The 14112-nt window shown below is 67.2% G+C and carries 10 protein-coding genes; 6 read left to right on the top strand and 4 right to left on the bottom strand.

The window, feature by feature from the left end:
* Positions 1–96: 96 nt before the first annotated feature.
* Both QZM67_RS32365 and QZM67_RS32360 read left to right on the top strand, forming a co-directional pair.
* Positions 97–1050 (top strand): TauD/TfdA family dioxygenase, encoded by a 954-nt coding sequence (locus QZM67_RS32365; protein WP_301809590.1) that lies wholly within the window; start codon positions 97–99, stop codon positions 1048–1050.
* Between the two features lie 159 nt (positions 1051–1209).
* Complete coding sequence (locus tag QZM67_RS32360) at positions 1210–2157, top strand: TauD/TfdA family dioxygenase (RefSeq protein ID WP_301809588.1); 948 nt, start codon at positions 1210–1212, stop codon at positions 2155–2157.
* Positions 2158–2262: 105 nt separating this feature from the next.
* Here the strand turns inward: QZM67_RS32360 and QZM67_RS32355 are convergent, their stop codons facing one another.
* A complete protein-coding gene (locus tag QZM67_RS32355) occupies positions 2263–3924 on the bottom strand; it encodes an ABC transporter substrate-binding protein (protein WP_301809584.1) in 1662 nt (553 codons plus the stop codon).
* 270 nt (positions 3925–4194) lie between these two features.
* Here QZM67_RS32355 and QZM67_RS32350 point away from each other — a divergent pair, with 270 nt between their 5' ends.
* Positions 4195–4602 carry a DUF427 domain-containing protein gene (locus tag QZM67_RS32350; RefSeq protein ID WP_301809581.1) on the top strand — a complete coding sequence of 136 codons (408 nt, stop codon included), beginning with the start codon at positions 4195–4197 and terminating at the stop codon, positions 4600–4602.
* 317 nt (positions 4603–4919) lie between these two features.
* On the top strand, positions 4920–5912 hold the full coding sequence (locus QZM67_RS32345) for a sulfonate ABC transporter substrate-binding protein (protein ID WP_301809577.1): 993 nt from the start codon (positions 4920–4922) through the stop codon (positions 5910–5912).
* 22 nt (positions 5913–5934) lie between these two features.
* Here the strand turns inward: QZM67_RS32345 and QZM67_RS32340 are convergent, their stop codons facing one another.
* On the bottom strand, positions 5935–6519 hold the full coding sequence (locus QZM67_RS32340) for a putative glycolipid-binding domain-containing protein (RefSeq protein WP_301809574.1): 585 nt from the start codon (positions 6517–6519) through the stop codon (positions 5935–5937).
* A gap of 174 nt (positions 6520–6693) precedes the next feature.
* On the opposite strand from QZM67_RS32340, the gene QZM67_RS32335 reads away from it, so the two are divergent.
* Positions 6694–7602: a LysR family transcriptional regulator gene (locus QZM67_RS32335; RefSeq protein WP_175025200.1), complete on the top strand. Its 909-nt coding sequence runs from the start codon at positions 6694–6696 to the stop codon at positions 7600–7602.
* Between the two features lie 21 nt (positions 7603–7623).
* On the opposite strand, the gene potE is transcribed toward QZM67_RS32335, so the two are convergent.
* Together potE and QZM67_RS32325 are read right to left on the bottom strand one after the other, a co-directional pair.
* Positions 7624–9009: a putrescine-ornithine antiporter gene (gene potE / locus QZM67_RS32330; RefSeq protein WP_043179463.1), complete on the bottom strand. Its 1386-nt coding sequence runs from the start codon at positions 9007–9009 to the stop codon at positions 7624–7626.
* A gap of 70 nt (positions 9010–9079) precedes the next feature.
* The gene (locus tag QZM67_RS32325; protein WP_175025199.1) at positions 9080–11380 is read right to left on the bottom strand and encodes an Orn/Lys/Arg decarboxylase N-terminal domain-containing protein; all 2301 of its coding nucleotides are present in this window, start codon (positions 11378–11380) and stop codon (positions 9080–9082) included.
* Positions 11381–11890: 510 nt separating this feature from the next.
* Between QZM67_RS32325 and QZM67_RS32320 the strand changes: the two genes are divergently transcribed.
* Entirely contained in the window at positions 11891–14071 is a 2181-nt protein-coding gene (locus QZM67_RS32320; protein WP_301809569.1) for an ornithine decarboxylase, read from the top strand.
* Positions 14072–14112: the final 41 nt, after the last annotated feature.

Raw genomic sequence — 14112 nt, 5'->3', positions numbered from 1 at the left:
GCGCACACGCTAAGGTTGTGACGATTCATCGGTTCCGATTGCGCGCGGTCCCTGCTTGAATGGGGACTCGACCGACCCGACTCCAGGAGACTCCCGATGTCCGAAGTCCAGCACGCCGCTCACCCGTCCTCGCATGCTTCGCACGCCGCGCCGCGCACGGCCGCCACGCCGCTCCAGCTTCGCCAGGTCGCCGGACGGATCGGCGCCGAGATCGTCGGCGTGCGGTTGTCGGGCACGCTCGACGACGCGACGTTCGACGCGATCCAGGCCGCGCTGCTGCGCCACAAGGTGCTGTTCTTCCGTGGCCAGCACCATCTCGACGACACCGCGCAGGAAGCGTTCGCACGCCGCTTCGGCAATACCGTCGCGCACCCGACCGTGCCGTCCGTCGACGGCAGCGCGCACCTGCTCGAACTCGATTCCGCACACGGCGCCCGCGCCAATTCGTGGCACACCGACGTGACCTTCGTCGATGCGTACCCGAAGATCTCGATCCTGCGCGCGGTCGTGATTCCGCCGTTCGGCGGCGATACCGTGTGGGCCAACACGGCCGCCGCGTACACGCACCTGCCCGACCCGCTGCGCGCGCTCGCCGACACGCTGTGGGCGCTGCATACGAACGCGTACGACTACGCGTCGACGCACGTGCATGCCGACGATACGCAACTGAAGCGCTACCGCGAAGTGTTCACGTCGACCGTCTACGAAACCGAGCACCCGGTCGTGCGCGTCCATCCGGAAACCGGCGAACGCACGCTCGTGCTCGGGCATTTCGTACAGCGACTCAAGGGTCTGTCGGCGCAGGATTCCGCGCACCTGCTGCAGGTGTTCCACGAACACGTGACGCGTCTCGAGAACACGGTGCGCTGGAACTGGCAGGAAGGCGACGTCGCGATCTGGGACAACCGCGCGACGCAGCACTACGCGATCAACGACTACGGCGATGCGCGCCGTGTCGTGCGCCGCGCGACCGTGCACGGCGACGTGCCGGTCGGCATCGACGGCCGCCAGAGCGTCGTGCTGAAGGGGCCCGGCGCGACGCTGCAATAACGCCCGCATCCCGCGGCGGCGGCGCCTTGTGCGCGCCGCCGTGCCTACCCCGCTTTCCGCCACCGGACACGCGACCATGCCCTTTCCGCCACCAGACCGACGCCTGCACGCGCCACGATGTCGGCCCGCCATCCCGTTCACTTCCGCCAGGAGCGTCGCATGAGCGCCCTACTCGAACCCGCCGCCCAGCCGGTCGACGTGATCCCGCTGTCCGCCCATATCGGTGCGGAAATCCGCGGCGTCGACCTCACGCAACCGTTGACCACGCCGCAGATCGCGGCGATCCGCGCCGCGCTGCTGCAATGGCGCGTCATCTTCTTCCGCGAACAGTTCCTCACGCACGAGCAGCACGTCGCGTTCTCCGCGCAGTTCGGCGAGCCGACGGTTGGCCACCCGGTATTCGGGCACGTCGACGGGCATCCGGCCGTCTATTCGGTCGCCAAGCATCGCAAGGCGACGCGCTTCGAAGGCGAGCCGGTGCGCCGGCCTTGGACTGGCTGGCACACCGACGTGACGGCCGCCGTGAACCCGCCGTGGGCGTCGATCCTGCGCGGCGTGACGATCCCGCCATACGGTGGCGATACGCACTGGACCAACCTCGTGCGGGCGTACGACACGCTGTCCGCGCCGCTGCGCGGCTTCGTCGACGGCCTGCGCGGCCTTCACCGCTTCACGCCGCCGGTCGGTGTGCGCGCCACCGGTGCGTTCGACGAGGCGGTCGAACGCCGCCCGCTCGTGACCGAGCATCCGCTCGTGCGCGTGCATCCGGAGACCGGCGAACGTGCGCTGTACGTGAGCCCGAGCTTCCTGAAATCGGTCGTCGGGCTGACGCCGCGCGAGAGCCAGGCACTGCTCGAACTGCTGTGGGAACACGTGACGCGGCCGGAATTCACGATCCGCTTCAAGTGGGAACCGCGCAGCATCGCGTTCTGGGACAACCGCGCGACCGCCCACCTCGCACCCGTCGACATCTTCGATCTCGACTTCGACCGCCAGCTTTATCGCACGACGCTCACCGGCGACGTGCCGGTCGGCCCCGACGGCCGACCGTCGGTCGCGCTCGAAGGCTCGCCGGTCGAAGCCGCGGCGGCGGTCGCGCTCAACTGAACCGACCTGACCTGAAGGTGGGAAAGGCCGGCGCGCACTGCATCGCGCCGGCCGCTCCCGCCGTCACGCCACGCGGACGAAAGCATCGTCCACGCGGCTCTCCCGTCAATCCAGCCAGACCCCATCGAAGCGACGCCCGCCGAGCGGCGAGAACGTCAGCCCGTGCACGCGTTTGGACACCGGCAGCGACACGATCGACGTCGCGATCGGCGTGAACGGCACCTGATCCTTGAACACGACCTGCGCCTGCTCGTACAGCGCCGTGCGCTTCGCGACGTCCGCGTTGGAACGCGCCGCGTCCACCAGCTTCTCGAAATCCTGGTTGCACCACTTCGCCAGATTGCTGCCGTGCACCGCGTCGCAACCGAGCAGCGTGCCGAGCCAGTTGTCGGGATCGCCGTTGTCGCCCGACCAGCCGTACAGGATCGCGTCGTGCTGCCCGTCGTGCTTCGCGCGGCGGTTGTATTCGCCCCATTCGTAGCTGACGATCTTCGCGCGCACGCCGATCTTCGCCCAGTCCTGCTGGATCAGCTGCGCCATCAACTGCGCATTCGGGTTGTACGGGCGCTGCACCGGCATCGCCCACAGCGTCAGGTCGAAGCCATTCGGGAACCCGGCCTGCGCGAGCAGCGCCTTCGCGGCGGCCGGATCGCGCGGCGCATCCTTCAGGCGCGGGTTGTACGACCATTGCGCGGGCGGCATCGGGTTCGTCGCGATCTTCGCGTCGCCGTTGAACACGGTCTTCACGATCGCCGACTTGTCGATCGCGATGTCGAGCGCGCGCCGCACGTCGACGCGATCGAGCGGCGCATGCTGCGTGTTGTACGCGACGAAGCCGACGTTGAAGCCCATCCCCGAGAACAACGTCAGCTTGGGGTCGCGCCGCACCGTGTCGAGGTCGGCCGGCCGCGGGAACACCGATACCTGGCACTCGCCGGCCACCAGCTTCTGCAGGCGCGCGGCCGGATCGGGCGTGATCGCGAACACGAGATGGGCGAGCTTCACGTCGTCCGGTTTCCAGTAGTCGGGATTCGCGTCGTAGCGGATCAGCGCGTCCTTCTGGTACGCGCGCAGCAGGAACGGCCCGGTGCCGACCGGGAACTGGTTGATGTCGGCCTCGCGATGGCGCGCCGCGAGCTGCGACGCATACTCGGCCGACAGGATCGACGCGAACGCCATCGCGAGATTGCGCACGAACACGACATCAGGCGTCTTCAGCACGAAGCGCACCGTGTAGTCGTCGACCTTGTCGATGCGCGCGACGTTACGGTCGAAACCGAGGTCGCTGAAATACGGGAAGCTGACCGGGTAGGCCTTGCGGAACGGATCGTCCGGGTCGAGCATCCGATGGAACGTGAAGACGACATCGTCGGCCTGGAGCGGCCGCGTCGGCTTGAACCACGCGGTGGTCTGGAATTTCACGCCGTGCCGCAGGTGGAAGGTGATCGTGCGCTGGTCGGGCGACACGTCCCAGCTCGTCGCGAGCGCCGGTTCGAGATCGAGCGTGCCGCGCTTGAACTGCACGAGCCCGTTGTAGACCGGGTACGTGCTCGCGTCGAAATCGGTGCTCGTCGTGTGCTGGCCCGGATCGAAACCAGCCGGGCTGCCTTCGGTGCAATACACGAGCGTCTTGCCGGCCGGTGCGGCGAGCGCCTGCGTCGCCGCGCCGGCGAGCAGCAGCGACGCCGCGATGCAGCGCAGGGCCGTTGCGGCATGGGGGATGCCACGCGCACGACGCGCAGCAGGCGAAACGAAAGCGTTCTTCATGGTGGCGGAGATGAGAGAGGGCTGTCATGCACATGACGACCGCCGATCTTCGCGCGCCTCACGTCGATCGCTTACCAATTAATTTCGCGTTGCTTATCGTCGTGGATGCATCCCGCTGCCCGTGCATGAAAACGTCCACGCGAGCGCCGGTCGGCCTGCTCGCGCCGCCGTCTTCCGGCCCCCTGCAGACTTGCGCGAAATGGCGCATCGTATCGGCTGGCCAACGCCGGCGCGCATCCTGCCGCGCCGCCGATTCCAGGAGGACTCACGATGCCTGTCAGCTCCGATACGTCCACTCGCCCGGTGAAGACGCCGGGCCCCGATCACCCGATCACGGTCGAACCGCACCCGCGGCGCGTCGTGGTCAAGGCGGCCGGCAGGGTCGTCGCGGATACGCGCCGCGCGCTGGCGCTGCGCGAAGCCGCTTACCCGGCCGTGCTCTACATCCCGCGCGAAGACGCCGACCTGACGCTGCTGCAGCGTACCAATCACGCGACGTACTGCCCGTACAAGGGCGACGCCGCCTACTACTCGATTCCGGTCGGCGGCGAGCGCGCGGTCAATGCCGTCTGGACCTACGAGGCGCCCTATCCGGCCGTCGATGCGATCCGCGGGCATCTCGCGTTCTATCCGGATCGCGTCGATTCGATCGAGGAAAGCCCGGCCGGCTCCGATTGAGCCTTGTGGCAGCCGTGCGTCGCGCGCCAGGCGGCCGCGCGTGCGAGGCCGCAATGTAGCCTGCGCGGCCCGCCGTGCCGGCTCGTGCTGGCTCGTTCCGGCCGGTTCCGGTGCTCGTCACCCGCCCGACCGACGCCACCGACTCCGCCGCTGATTTGCATATGCGGATTCGTTGGTTGGCCGCCGGCCTGCGCGGCCGTATCGTCCTGAATCCGGCGCGGGCCGGTCCGTGGCGCGCATCGCCCGCTTCGGGCCCCGCCCTGCGCCGGCCGCGCCGCCTTTCGCGCGGCCCGTGAACCCGCACGCAGGACGCCTCGATGAACGACACACCGCACGCAGACGTTGAACCGACACCGGCGAACCCGCATCGCCGCCAGTGGCTGCAAGGCGCAGCCGCCGGACTGGCCGGGCTCGCGCTCGGCCCGCTCGCGGGCCTGCCTGCCCACGCGCAAGACAGCGGCACGCGGCTGCGCATCGGTTTCCAGAAATACGGCAACTTCGTCGTGCTCAAGGCGCGCGGCACGCTGGAGAAGCGGCTCGCGAGCCAGGGCGTCACCGTGCAATGGCTCGAATTTCCGGCCGGCCCGCAGTTGCTCGAGGGCCTGAACGCCGGCGCGATCGACGTCGGCACGGTCGGCGAGACGCCGCCGATTTTCGCGCAGGCGGGCGGCGTCGATTTCGTCTACATCGGCAACGAGCCGCCCGCGCCGCAGGGCGAGGCAATCGTCGTGCTGCCCGATTCGCCGATCCGCACCATCGCGCAGCTGCGCGGCAAGAAGGTCGCGTTCAACAAGGGTTCGAACGTCCACTACCTGCTCGTGAAGGCGCTCGAACACGCGGGCCTGACGTACGCCGACATCCAGCCGATCTACCTGACGCCCGCCGACGCACGCGCTGCATTCGTGCAGCGCAGCGTCGATGCATGGGTGATCTGGGATCCGTACCTGGCCGCCGCCGAGCGGCAGATCGGCGCGCGCGTGATCACGAACGGCGAAGGGCTCGTGCGCAATACGCAGTACTACCTCGCCGCACGCAAATACGCGACCGCGCACCCGCAGGTGCTGCGCGCGCTGCTCGACGAAGTCGACGCGGTCGACCGCTGGGCGCGCGACCATGTGCCGGAAGTCGCGGCGCAACTGTCGCCGCTCGTCGGCCTCGACGCGCCGACGCTCGAAGTCGCGCTCAAGCGCGCCGGCTACGGCGTGCAGCCGATCAGCGATGCGACGCTCGCGTATCAGCAGAACATCGCCGACGCGTTCAGCACGCTGAAGCTGATTCCGGGCAAGCTGTCGGTGGCGAGCGCACGCTGATGCACGGCGCGGTACGCATGCGTCAGCGCACGGGCGCGGAGCCGATGCGCCGCCATTCGTCGTAGTCGGTGACGAGGCCCGCTTCGTCGACCGCGATATCGGCCGCATACGTGCCGCTTTCGTAGCGGTACGCGTGCTCTGCCGTGCGTGTATAGCGCTGCTCGCCTCGCACGAACCCGAAATCCGGAAAGCGCAGCCACGCCGTATGGATCACGGCGGCCTCGCCGACGGCCAGCCCGAGCCGCCGGATCGGCAGCGTATTCGTCGACGGGCTGAACCCGAGATCGAGGTCGGTCGCGCCCGCGAGCGCCGGTACGTCGACGCCGTCGATCGTCCACCGCCCGGCGTCGCACGCGATCGCCCACTGCCGAGGCGGCTGCGTGCCGCCCCATTGCGTGATGCGTGCCGAGCGCGTGCGCCAGTCGGCGCCGCATGCGATCGCGTAATCGATCCGAAACGGCGCGCCGTCGATCGCACCCGCCACCGATCCCGACAGGTCGATTCCCGTGCGCGACTCGACGAGCCGGCACCATTCGGCGGCCTGCCACGTCTGCACGATCTGCCATGCGACGCAGCGTGTGCGCACCGCTTCATCCTGTTGCGTCATGTCGTCGCCTCCAGTCGTTCGCACGGAAGCGGATTGTCGCGCATCGCGCTGGCGAACACACGCGGCATCGGCAACCGATGGTCAGTATCGGTTCGCCGCGCACCTTCCGGCCGCCCTGCTTTGGTACCATCCGTCGATCGGCATCAACCGGAACCGGACAAGGGGCGCGACTTCATGGATTTGCTGGCGACGATGCGTATCTACGTCAGGGTCGTCGAGCGCGGCACGATGTCCGGCGCGGCGCGGGATCTCGACATGGGCCAGCCGGCTGTCAGTGAGCGCATCGAGCGACTCGAGAAGCATCTCGGCACACGGCTCCTGTTGCGCAGTGCGCGCACCCTCGTGTGCACGGAAGAAGGCCGGATCTTCTACGAACGCAGCAAGGCGCTGCTCGACGCGGCCGACGATGCGGTCGCCTCGGTCTCGAAGACGGAAAACGCACTCGACGGCACGATCCGGCTCGCGGCGCCGCAATGCGTCGGCGAGGTCGTGCTGCCCGGCGTGCTGATGCATGTCCGCAGCGCGTATCCGGGCTTGCACATCGATCTGGTCTTGAACGACGACATCGTCGATCCGGTCACGGAAGGCGTCGACATCTCGATCCGCGTCGGCCAGCTCGGCGACGGCGGGTTCGTCGCGCATCCGGTCGGCGCGGTCGGCCGCCGGCTCGTCGCCGCGCCGTCGTATCTCGAGCGGCACGGCCCGATCGACACGACGGCCGATCTCGCAAACCATCCGTTCATCCGCGTGAAAGGGGTCTTCGCCAGCGAACGGCTGCCGCTGCAGCGCGAAGGCGACGCGCTCGAAACCGTGCGCATCCGCACGATCATGACGACGAGCCACTGGCGCCCGATGTTCGACACGATCGTGGCCGGTGGCGGCATCGGCGTGGTCCAGCAGCCGGCCTGCGCCGACGCGCTCGCGGCCGGCACGCTCGTCGAGCTCCTGCCGCGGTACGCGATTCCCGACTTCGCGCTCAACGTGCTCGTGCACGCGCAGCGGCCGCTGCCCCCGCGCGTGCGGGCCGTCGTCGAACTGCTGAAGCAGGACCTTCCGCCGCTGCTGGCCCGCCCTGCCCGATAACGGCGGCGACCGCCGCCCCCATCACGCCTGCAGCGACTTCCCCGGCTCCTTCACGTGCGCATCGACTTCCATCTGGTAGAAGCGCGCGCTGACGAAGCCGAACAGCGTCCAGCCCAGGAACACGCACAGGCCGCCGAGCATCAGCGCCTGCTCGCCCGAGCTGAACAGCGCATAGAAGCTGTACGCGGTCGCGACCATCGCGATTACGTTCGTCAGCAGCGCCTTGGCCGGCGGCACCTTCGCGACCTTCTGGATCGTAATCAGCGCGGCCATCGACATCACGTAGGGCACGAGGTTCGTGACGACCGCGAGATCGACGATCTTCTGGAACTGGCTGCTCAGCTCCGGGCTGATCGTCATCAGCGCGAGCGCGACCTGCGCGACCAGCAGGATCACCATCCCGACGATCGGCGTGCCGGTGCGCGTCGCCCGCGCGAACACCGGCAGGAAGTAGCCGACATCCGCCGAGCTCTTGAACACCTGCGCGACCGTGAACTGCCAGCCGAGCAGCGAGCCGATGCACGCGATCACCATCAGCGCGGTGACGATCGTGCCGACCGTCGGCGTGAACATCGTCGCGAACGCGATGCCGAACGGCGCGTTCGACGCCGCGAGGATCGCATTGGGTACGATCCCCGCAATCACGTTGGTCGACACGATGTAGAAGATCGCCGACGCGATCGTGCCGCCGAGCACGGCGATCGGCACGTTGCGCTCCGGATTCTCGACGGCGTCCGAGTTCGCGCACGCCGATTCGAGCCCGAGGAACGCCCACAGCGTCACCGCGATCGAGCTGCCGACGGCCGGCCCGAACGGCATGTTGTGCGGATTCCACGCGGCGCCCCAGGTCGCACCGCTGAACCAGAACCAGCCGATCAGCGACACGACGACGACCGGAATGATCACGCCCCACACGGTCACCGAGCCGATCCGGCCGGTGATGCGCGAGCCGCCGAAGTTCGCGACCGTCGTGAGCACGAGCAGGAAGATCGTCCACAGGCACGTCTGCAGCGGCGACAGCGTCGCGTCGAACAGCACGGTGCCGTAGCCGACCGCCGTGACGCCGATCGCGACGTTGGCGATCACGAGCGACAGCCCGTACGTGTAGTTCGCCATGTAGTTGCCGGCCTTGCCGAACGCGTATTCCGCGTAGCCGCCCATCCCGCCCGGCTTGCGGCTCAGCATCCCGCAGCGGGCGAACGCATAGGCCAGCGCGAGCGAACCGCCGGCCGTGACGATCCACGACAGCAGCGAGATCGTGCCGACCTGCGCGAGCTTCGACGGCAGCAGGATGATGCCGGAGCCCATCATGTTGACCGCCGTGAGGATGGTCAGCTGCCAGACATTCATCCGGTTCTTCGGCGCGGCCGCCGAGGCCGCGCCGGACATGCGCGCTGTGTTTTCCATGATGTCGATCCTTCGATGTGAGGCCGCCGAGCGGCCGGTCGCATGTTCGTCCGTTCGTCCGGCCGGATGCTCAGGCCGTCAGGCAGGTCACGCGGTACGTGCCGTCTTCCACTTCCACGCCGTGCGTGTCGTGCGCGAAGCCAGGGAAGCGCCGGTCGTACGCTTCGAGCGCCTTCAGGTAGCCGAGCACCGGGCCGCCGGCCGGCCCCGCGTTCTCGCCCGGCATCAGCAACGGAATGCCCGGCGGATACGGCACGACGCCGGTGGCGACGGTGCGTCCGGCCAGCTCTTCGAGCGTGACCTGCTCGACGCGGCCCTGCACCAGATGCTCGTACGCGCGTACCGGGCTCATCTCCGGCTTCGGCAGGATCGAGAAGGCTTCCGACATCAGCCGCGTCGTGCCGAGCTGCTCCATCGCCGCGAACATCGTGTCGGCCAGGTCCTTCAGCCCCATGCCCGCATAGCGCGAACCATGTTCCTTCGCGAGCGACGGAATCGCCATGTCGAGCGACAGGTTCGCGTCGTAGTCGCGCTTGAAATCGCACAGCGCGCTGACGAGCGAGCCCCACTTGCCCTTCGTGATGCCGATCGAGAACAGGAACAGGATCGTGAAATCGGTCGTCTTCTCGACGACGATCCCGCGCGCGTCGAGATACGCGGTCACGACGCTCGCCGGAATGCCGACCGGCATCAGGCCGCCGGCCGGTGCGACGCCCGGCGTGACGATCGACACCTTGATCGGATCGAGCATGCAGTAGCCGTCCTCGATATTGCCGAAGCCGTGCCATTGCGCGCCGGGGCGCAGCACCCAGCACGACGGGTCGCTCGCGAGCAGCTCGGGCGGTGCATCATGGAACGGCAGCGTGCGGCCCGTGCGTGTCTCGAGCACGGTGTCGGGCTGCCAGCATTCGAAGAACCAGTCACCCTTCGCGCTGAACTCGCCGTTCATCCGCGCGATCATCTGCCGGAACGCGACGGCCTCCTCGATCGACTCGTGCGTGAGCGCCGCGCCGCCGGGGCCGTCCATCATCGCGGCCGCGACGTCGTTCGACGCGATGATCGCGTAGTTCGGCGACGTCGACGCATGCATCATGAACGTTTCGTTGAACTGGGCATGCGGAATCGGGTTGCGGCCGTCGCGCACGTGGATGTACGACGCCTGCGACAGCGCGGTCAGCAGCTTGTGCGTCGACTGCGTCGCGAACACCGTCGGGCGGTCCGCACGATGATCGCGCGGGTCGCCGTGCATTGCATGGCGATCGCGGTAGATCGGGTTGAAGCGCGCGTAGCCGTACCAGGCTTCGTCGAAATGCAGCCGGTCGACGCTCGCGCCGAGCAGTTCCTCGACGCGCGCGACGTTGTAGCACAGGCCGTCGTACGTCGAGTTGGTAACGATCGCATGCTTCGGCTGGCGGTCGGCGAGCTCGGCTGCGAGCGGGTTCGACGCGATCGCCTCGCGAATCGCCGTCTGCGTGAGGCGCTCCGACGCGATCGGTCCGATGATCCCGTAGCGGTTGCGCGTCGGCACGAGGTAAGTCGGAATCGCGCCCGACATCGTCATCGCATGCTCGGCCGACTTGTGGCAATTGCGATCGCACAGCGCGATCTGGTCGCGGCTCACGCTCGCCATCAGGATGATGCGGTTCGACGTCGACGAGCCGTTGGTCACGTGATACGTGCGATGCGCGCCGAACACGCGCGCCGCGTAGCGCTCGCTTTCGCCGATCGGGCCCGAGTGGTCGAGCAGCGAGCCGAGCTCGCCGACCGAGATCGACAGGTCGGAACGGAACAGCGCTTCGCCGAAGTATTCGAAGAACGCGCGGCCGACCGGCGATTTCAGGAAGCCCGTGCCGCCCGTGTGGCCGGGCGTATGCCACGAGTATTCATAGACGCGTGAGAATTTCGCGAGCGCGCCGAACATCGGCGGCAACACGGTGGCGCGATAGCGTTCGATCGCCGCATGGATGCGCCCGCCGATGAAGTCGGCCGTATCTTCGAGCAGCCACACGAAATCGTCGACCTGGCCCATCACCGCGGACGGCACCGTCGACGCGACGCTGCGGTCGGCCAGCAGGAAGATCGGCACGTTGCCGTTGCGATGCCGGACCGCGTCGACCACGGCCTCGGACGGCCCGTGGCCGTCCACGCCGAGATCCCAGTCGAGCAGCACGCACTGGATCGATGGATCGGAACGGATCAGCATGATCGCGTCGTCGGCCGAGGTTGCCGTGAGCACGTCGATGTCGCGCTGCGCGAGCTCCGCGCTCAGCGTGCGGACCGCTCGCCCGGTCGCGGTTTCCTGGGTGATCTCGTCGTCGACCAAAAGCGCGCGCATGCCGAGACGGCGAATGCCACCGACGGACGTATTCATGTTGTTGCCCTCGTTGTTCCGATGCTTCGTTGGGGTGATGCGTCTCACGAGCACGCGGACAGCAGGCCACGGGCGGCGGCGTGAGACGCTCGCAAATCCGATTTGATTCGCCATCCAATTCGGTGCCGACTATGCCATAGATGCCATTCGATGAACAGCAGACGATTCGGCGAAACTGGTGGCTGTTTTCAAATAGTATTTCACGATTGGTTCATTTTTATGTGCACTGCAGCATGTCAATTCCTGATTATTTGATCATTCTCATCCTGCACTGAGATTGTCGATTCCGGTCGATTGAATTTGCGTGGTTTTGTTGCTACGATCGGCTGCGCCGTGCATTGACCGATGGCGGCTGTGCCTCGCCGGACAAGGCTTCTTCGTGCGGCGCGCCAATCGGCATTCAGCATTCCGCGGGAGCATTTCAATCGGCTGCAGCGCGTATCGGATTACGCAGATTACGCAGCCGTGCGAATGCGGCTCCCGCATCCGCACATTTACGGGAGAGTTCGCGTGAGCCTGTTGAAAATCGCAGTCGAGCCGGCGCTGATTGGCGCCTTCCTCACCACGCATGAACAGGTCGATGTATTTCAGACCGATTTCACGAATATCGCGGCAATCGTCGTCGGAATCGAATCGGCGCAACAGGTGCTTAAAACCGTCGAAAGAACCGGGTTCGCGATTCCATTCTTCATTGCGATCGAGCCCAACCAGGAAGTGCCGCCGTCGATCCTGCCGAGCGCGAGCGGCGTGATCCAGCTCCGCCACGGCGGCCGCCACTACTACGGCCGGCAGATCTCCGCCGCCGCCGACATCTACAGCGAAAACCTGCTGCCGCCGTTCTTCAAGGTGATGCGCGAATACGTGCAGCGCGGCTACGTCGAGTTCGACTGCCCGGGCCACCAGGGCGGCCAGTTCTTCTCGAATCACCCGCTCGGCCGGATGTTCTTCGACTTCTTCGGCGAAACGATCTTTCGCGCCGACCTCTGCAACGCCGACGTCCGGCTCGGCGACCTGCTGATCCACGAAGGCCCCGCGCTGGAAGCGCAGCGCAATGCCGCGCGGATCTACAACGCGGACAAGACCTACTTCGTGCTGAACGGCACGTCGACGTCGAACAAGGTCGTCACGAGCGCGCTGCTCGCCCCCGACGATCTCGTGCTGTTCGATCGCAACAACCACAAGTCGGTACACCTCGGTGCGCTGGTGCTGTCCGGCGCGCGGCCGGTCTACCTCGAAACCGCGCGCAACGCGTGGGGCCTCATCGGCGGCGTCGACAGCGCGGCGCTCGACGAAGCCCGCATTCGCGACGCGATCCGCGACGTCGCGCCGGAGCGCGCCGACCGGCCGCGCCCGTTCCGGCTCGCAGTGATCCAGCTCGGCACCTACGACGGCACGATCTACAACGCGCGCGAGATCGTCGACCGGATCGGGCACCTGTGCGACTACATCCTGTTCGATTCGGCGTGGGTCGGCTACGAGCAGTTCATCCCGATGATGCAGGACTGCTCGCCGCTGATGCTCACGCTCGGCCCCGACGATCCCGGCATCTTCGTCACGCAGTCGGTGCACAAGCAGCAGGCCGGTTTCTCGCAGACGTCGCAGATCCACAAGAAGGACAGTCACATCGAAGGCCAGAAGCGCTTCTGCGATCACCGGCGCTTCAACAACGCGTACATGATCCATGCGTCGACGAGCCCGTTCTACCCGATGTTCGCGGCGCTCGACGTGAACGCGCAGATGCATGCGGGCCCGGCCGGCAAACGCCTGTGGCGCGACTGCGTCGCGCACGGCGTCGATGCGCGCAAGCTGCTGATGAAGACCTGCCGCCAGATCCGTCCGTTCGTTCCGCAACAGATCGACGGCCGCCCGTGGGCCGACTACCCGACCGAGCAGATCGTCGACGACCTGCGCTTCTTCCGCTTCCACCCGACCGATACGTGGCACGGCTTCGAAGGCTATGCGGACGATCAGTATTTCGTCGATCCGTGCAAGCTGCTGCTGACGACACCCGGCGTCGATCGCGACACGCACGAATATGCGCCGTTCGGCGCGCCGGCGCCGATCCTGGCGCGCTACCTGCGCGAGCACGGCGTCGTGCCCGAGAAGGCCGATCTGTACACGATCCTGTTCCTGCTCACGCCGTCGGAAAGCTTCGGCAAGCTGCAGCATCTGGTCGCGCACCTCGCGCAGTTCGAACGGCATCTCGACCAGGACACGCCGCTGCGCGAAGCGATTCCGTCGCTGTGCGAAGCGTATCCGGAGCTGTACGGCAACATGCGCTTGCGGCAACTGTGCCAGCGGATGCACGACTTCTACCGCAGCCACGACATGAAGCATCTGCAGAAGCTGATGTTCCGGCGCGCACAATTCCCGAAGCAGGCGATCTCGCCGCAGGCCGCGAATGCCGAGCTGATCCGCAACAACGTCGAGCTCGTCACGCTCGATCGCATCGAAGGCCGGATCGCGACCGAAGGCGCGCTGCCCTACCCGCCCGGCATCTTCTGCGTGGTGCCCGGCGAAGTATGGGGCGGCCCGGCGCTCGACTACTTCCGCGCGCTCGAAGCCGGAATCAACGCGCTGCCGGGTTTCGAGCCGGAAATCCAGGGTGTCTATCTGCAAACCCTGCCGGATGGCACGAAGCAGGCGTCGGCGTACGTGGTGGCGGCCGGCACCGACGCGTCACGCGCGTAAGGCGGCCGGTGGCGGCGTAGCCCGTGCGGCAAACGGCGCGC

It is taken from the genome of Burkholderia sp. AU45251, assembly GCF_030482905.1.
Taxonomy (GTDB): domain Bacteria; phylum Pseudomonadota; class Gammaproteobacteria; order Burkholderiales; family Burkholderiaceae; genus Burkholderia; species Burkholderia aenigmatica.
This window is presented reverse-complemented; position numbering and strand designations above follow the sequence as displayed.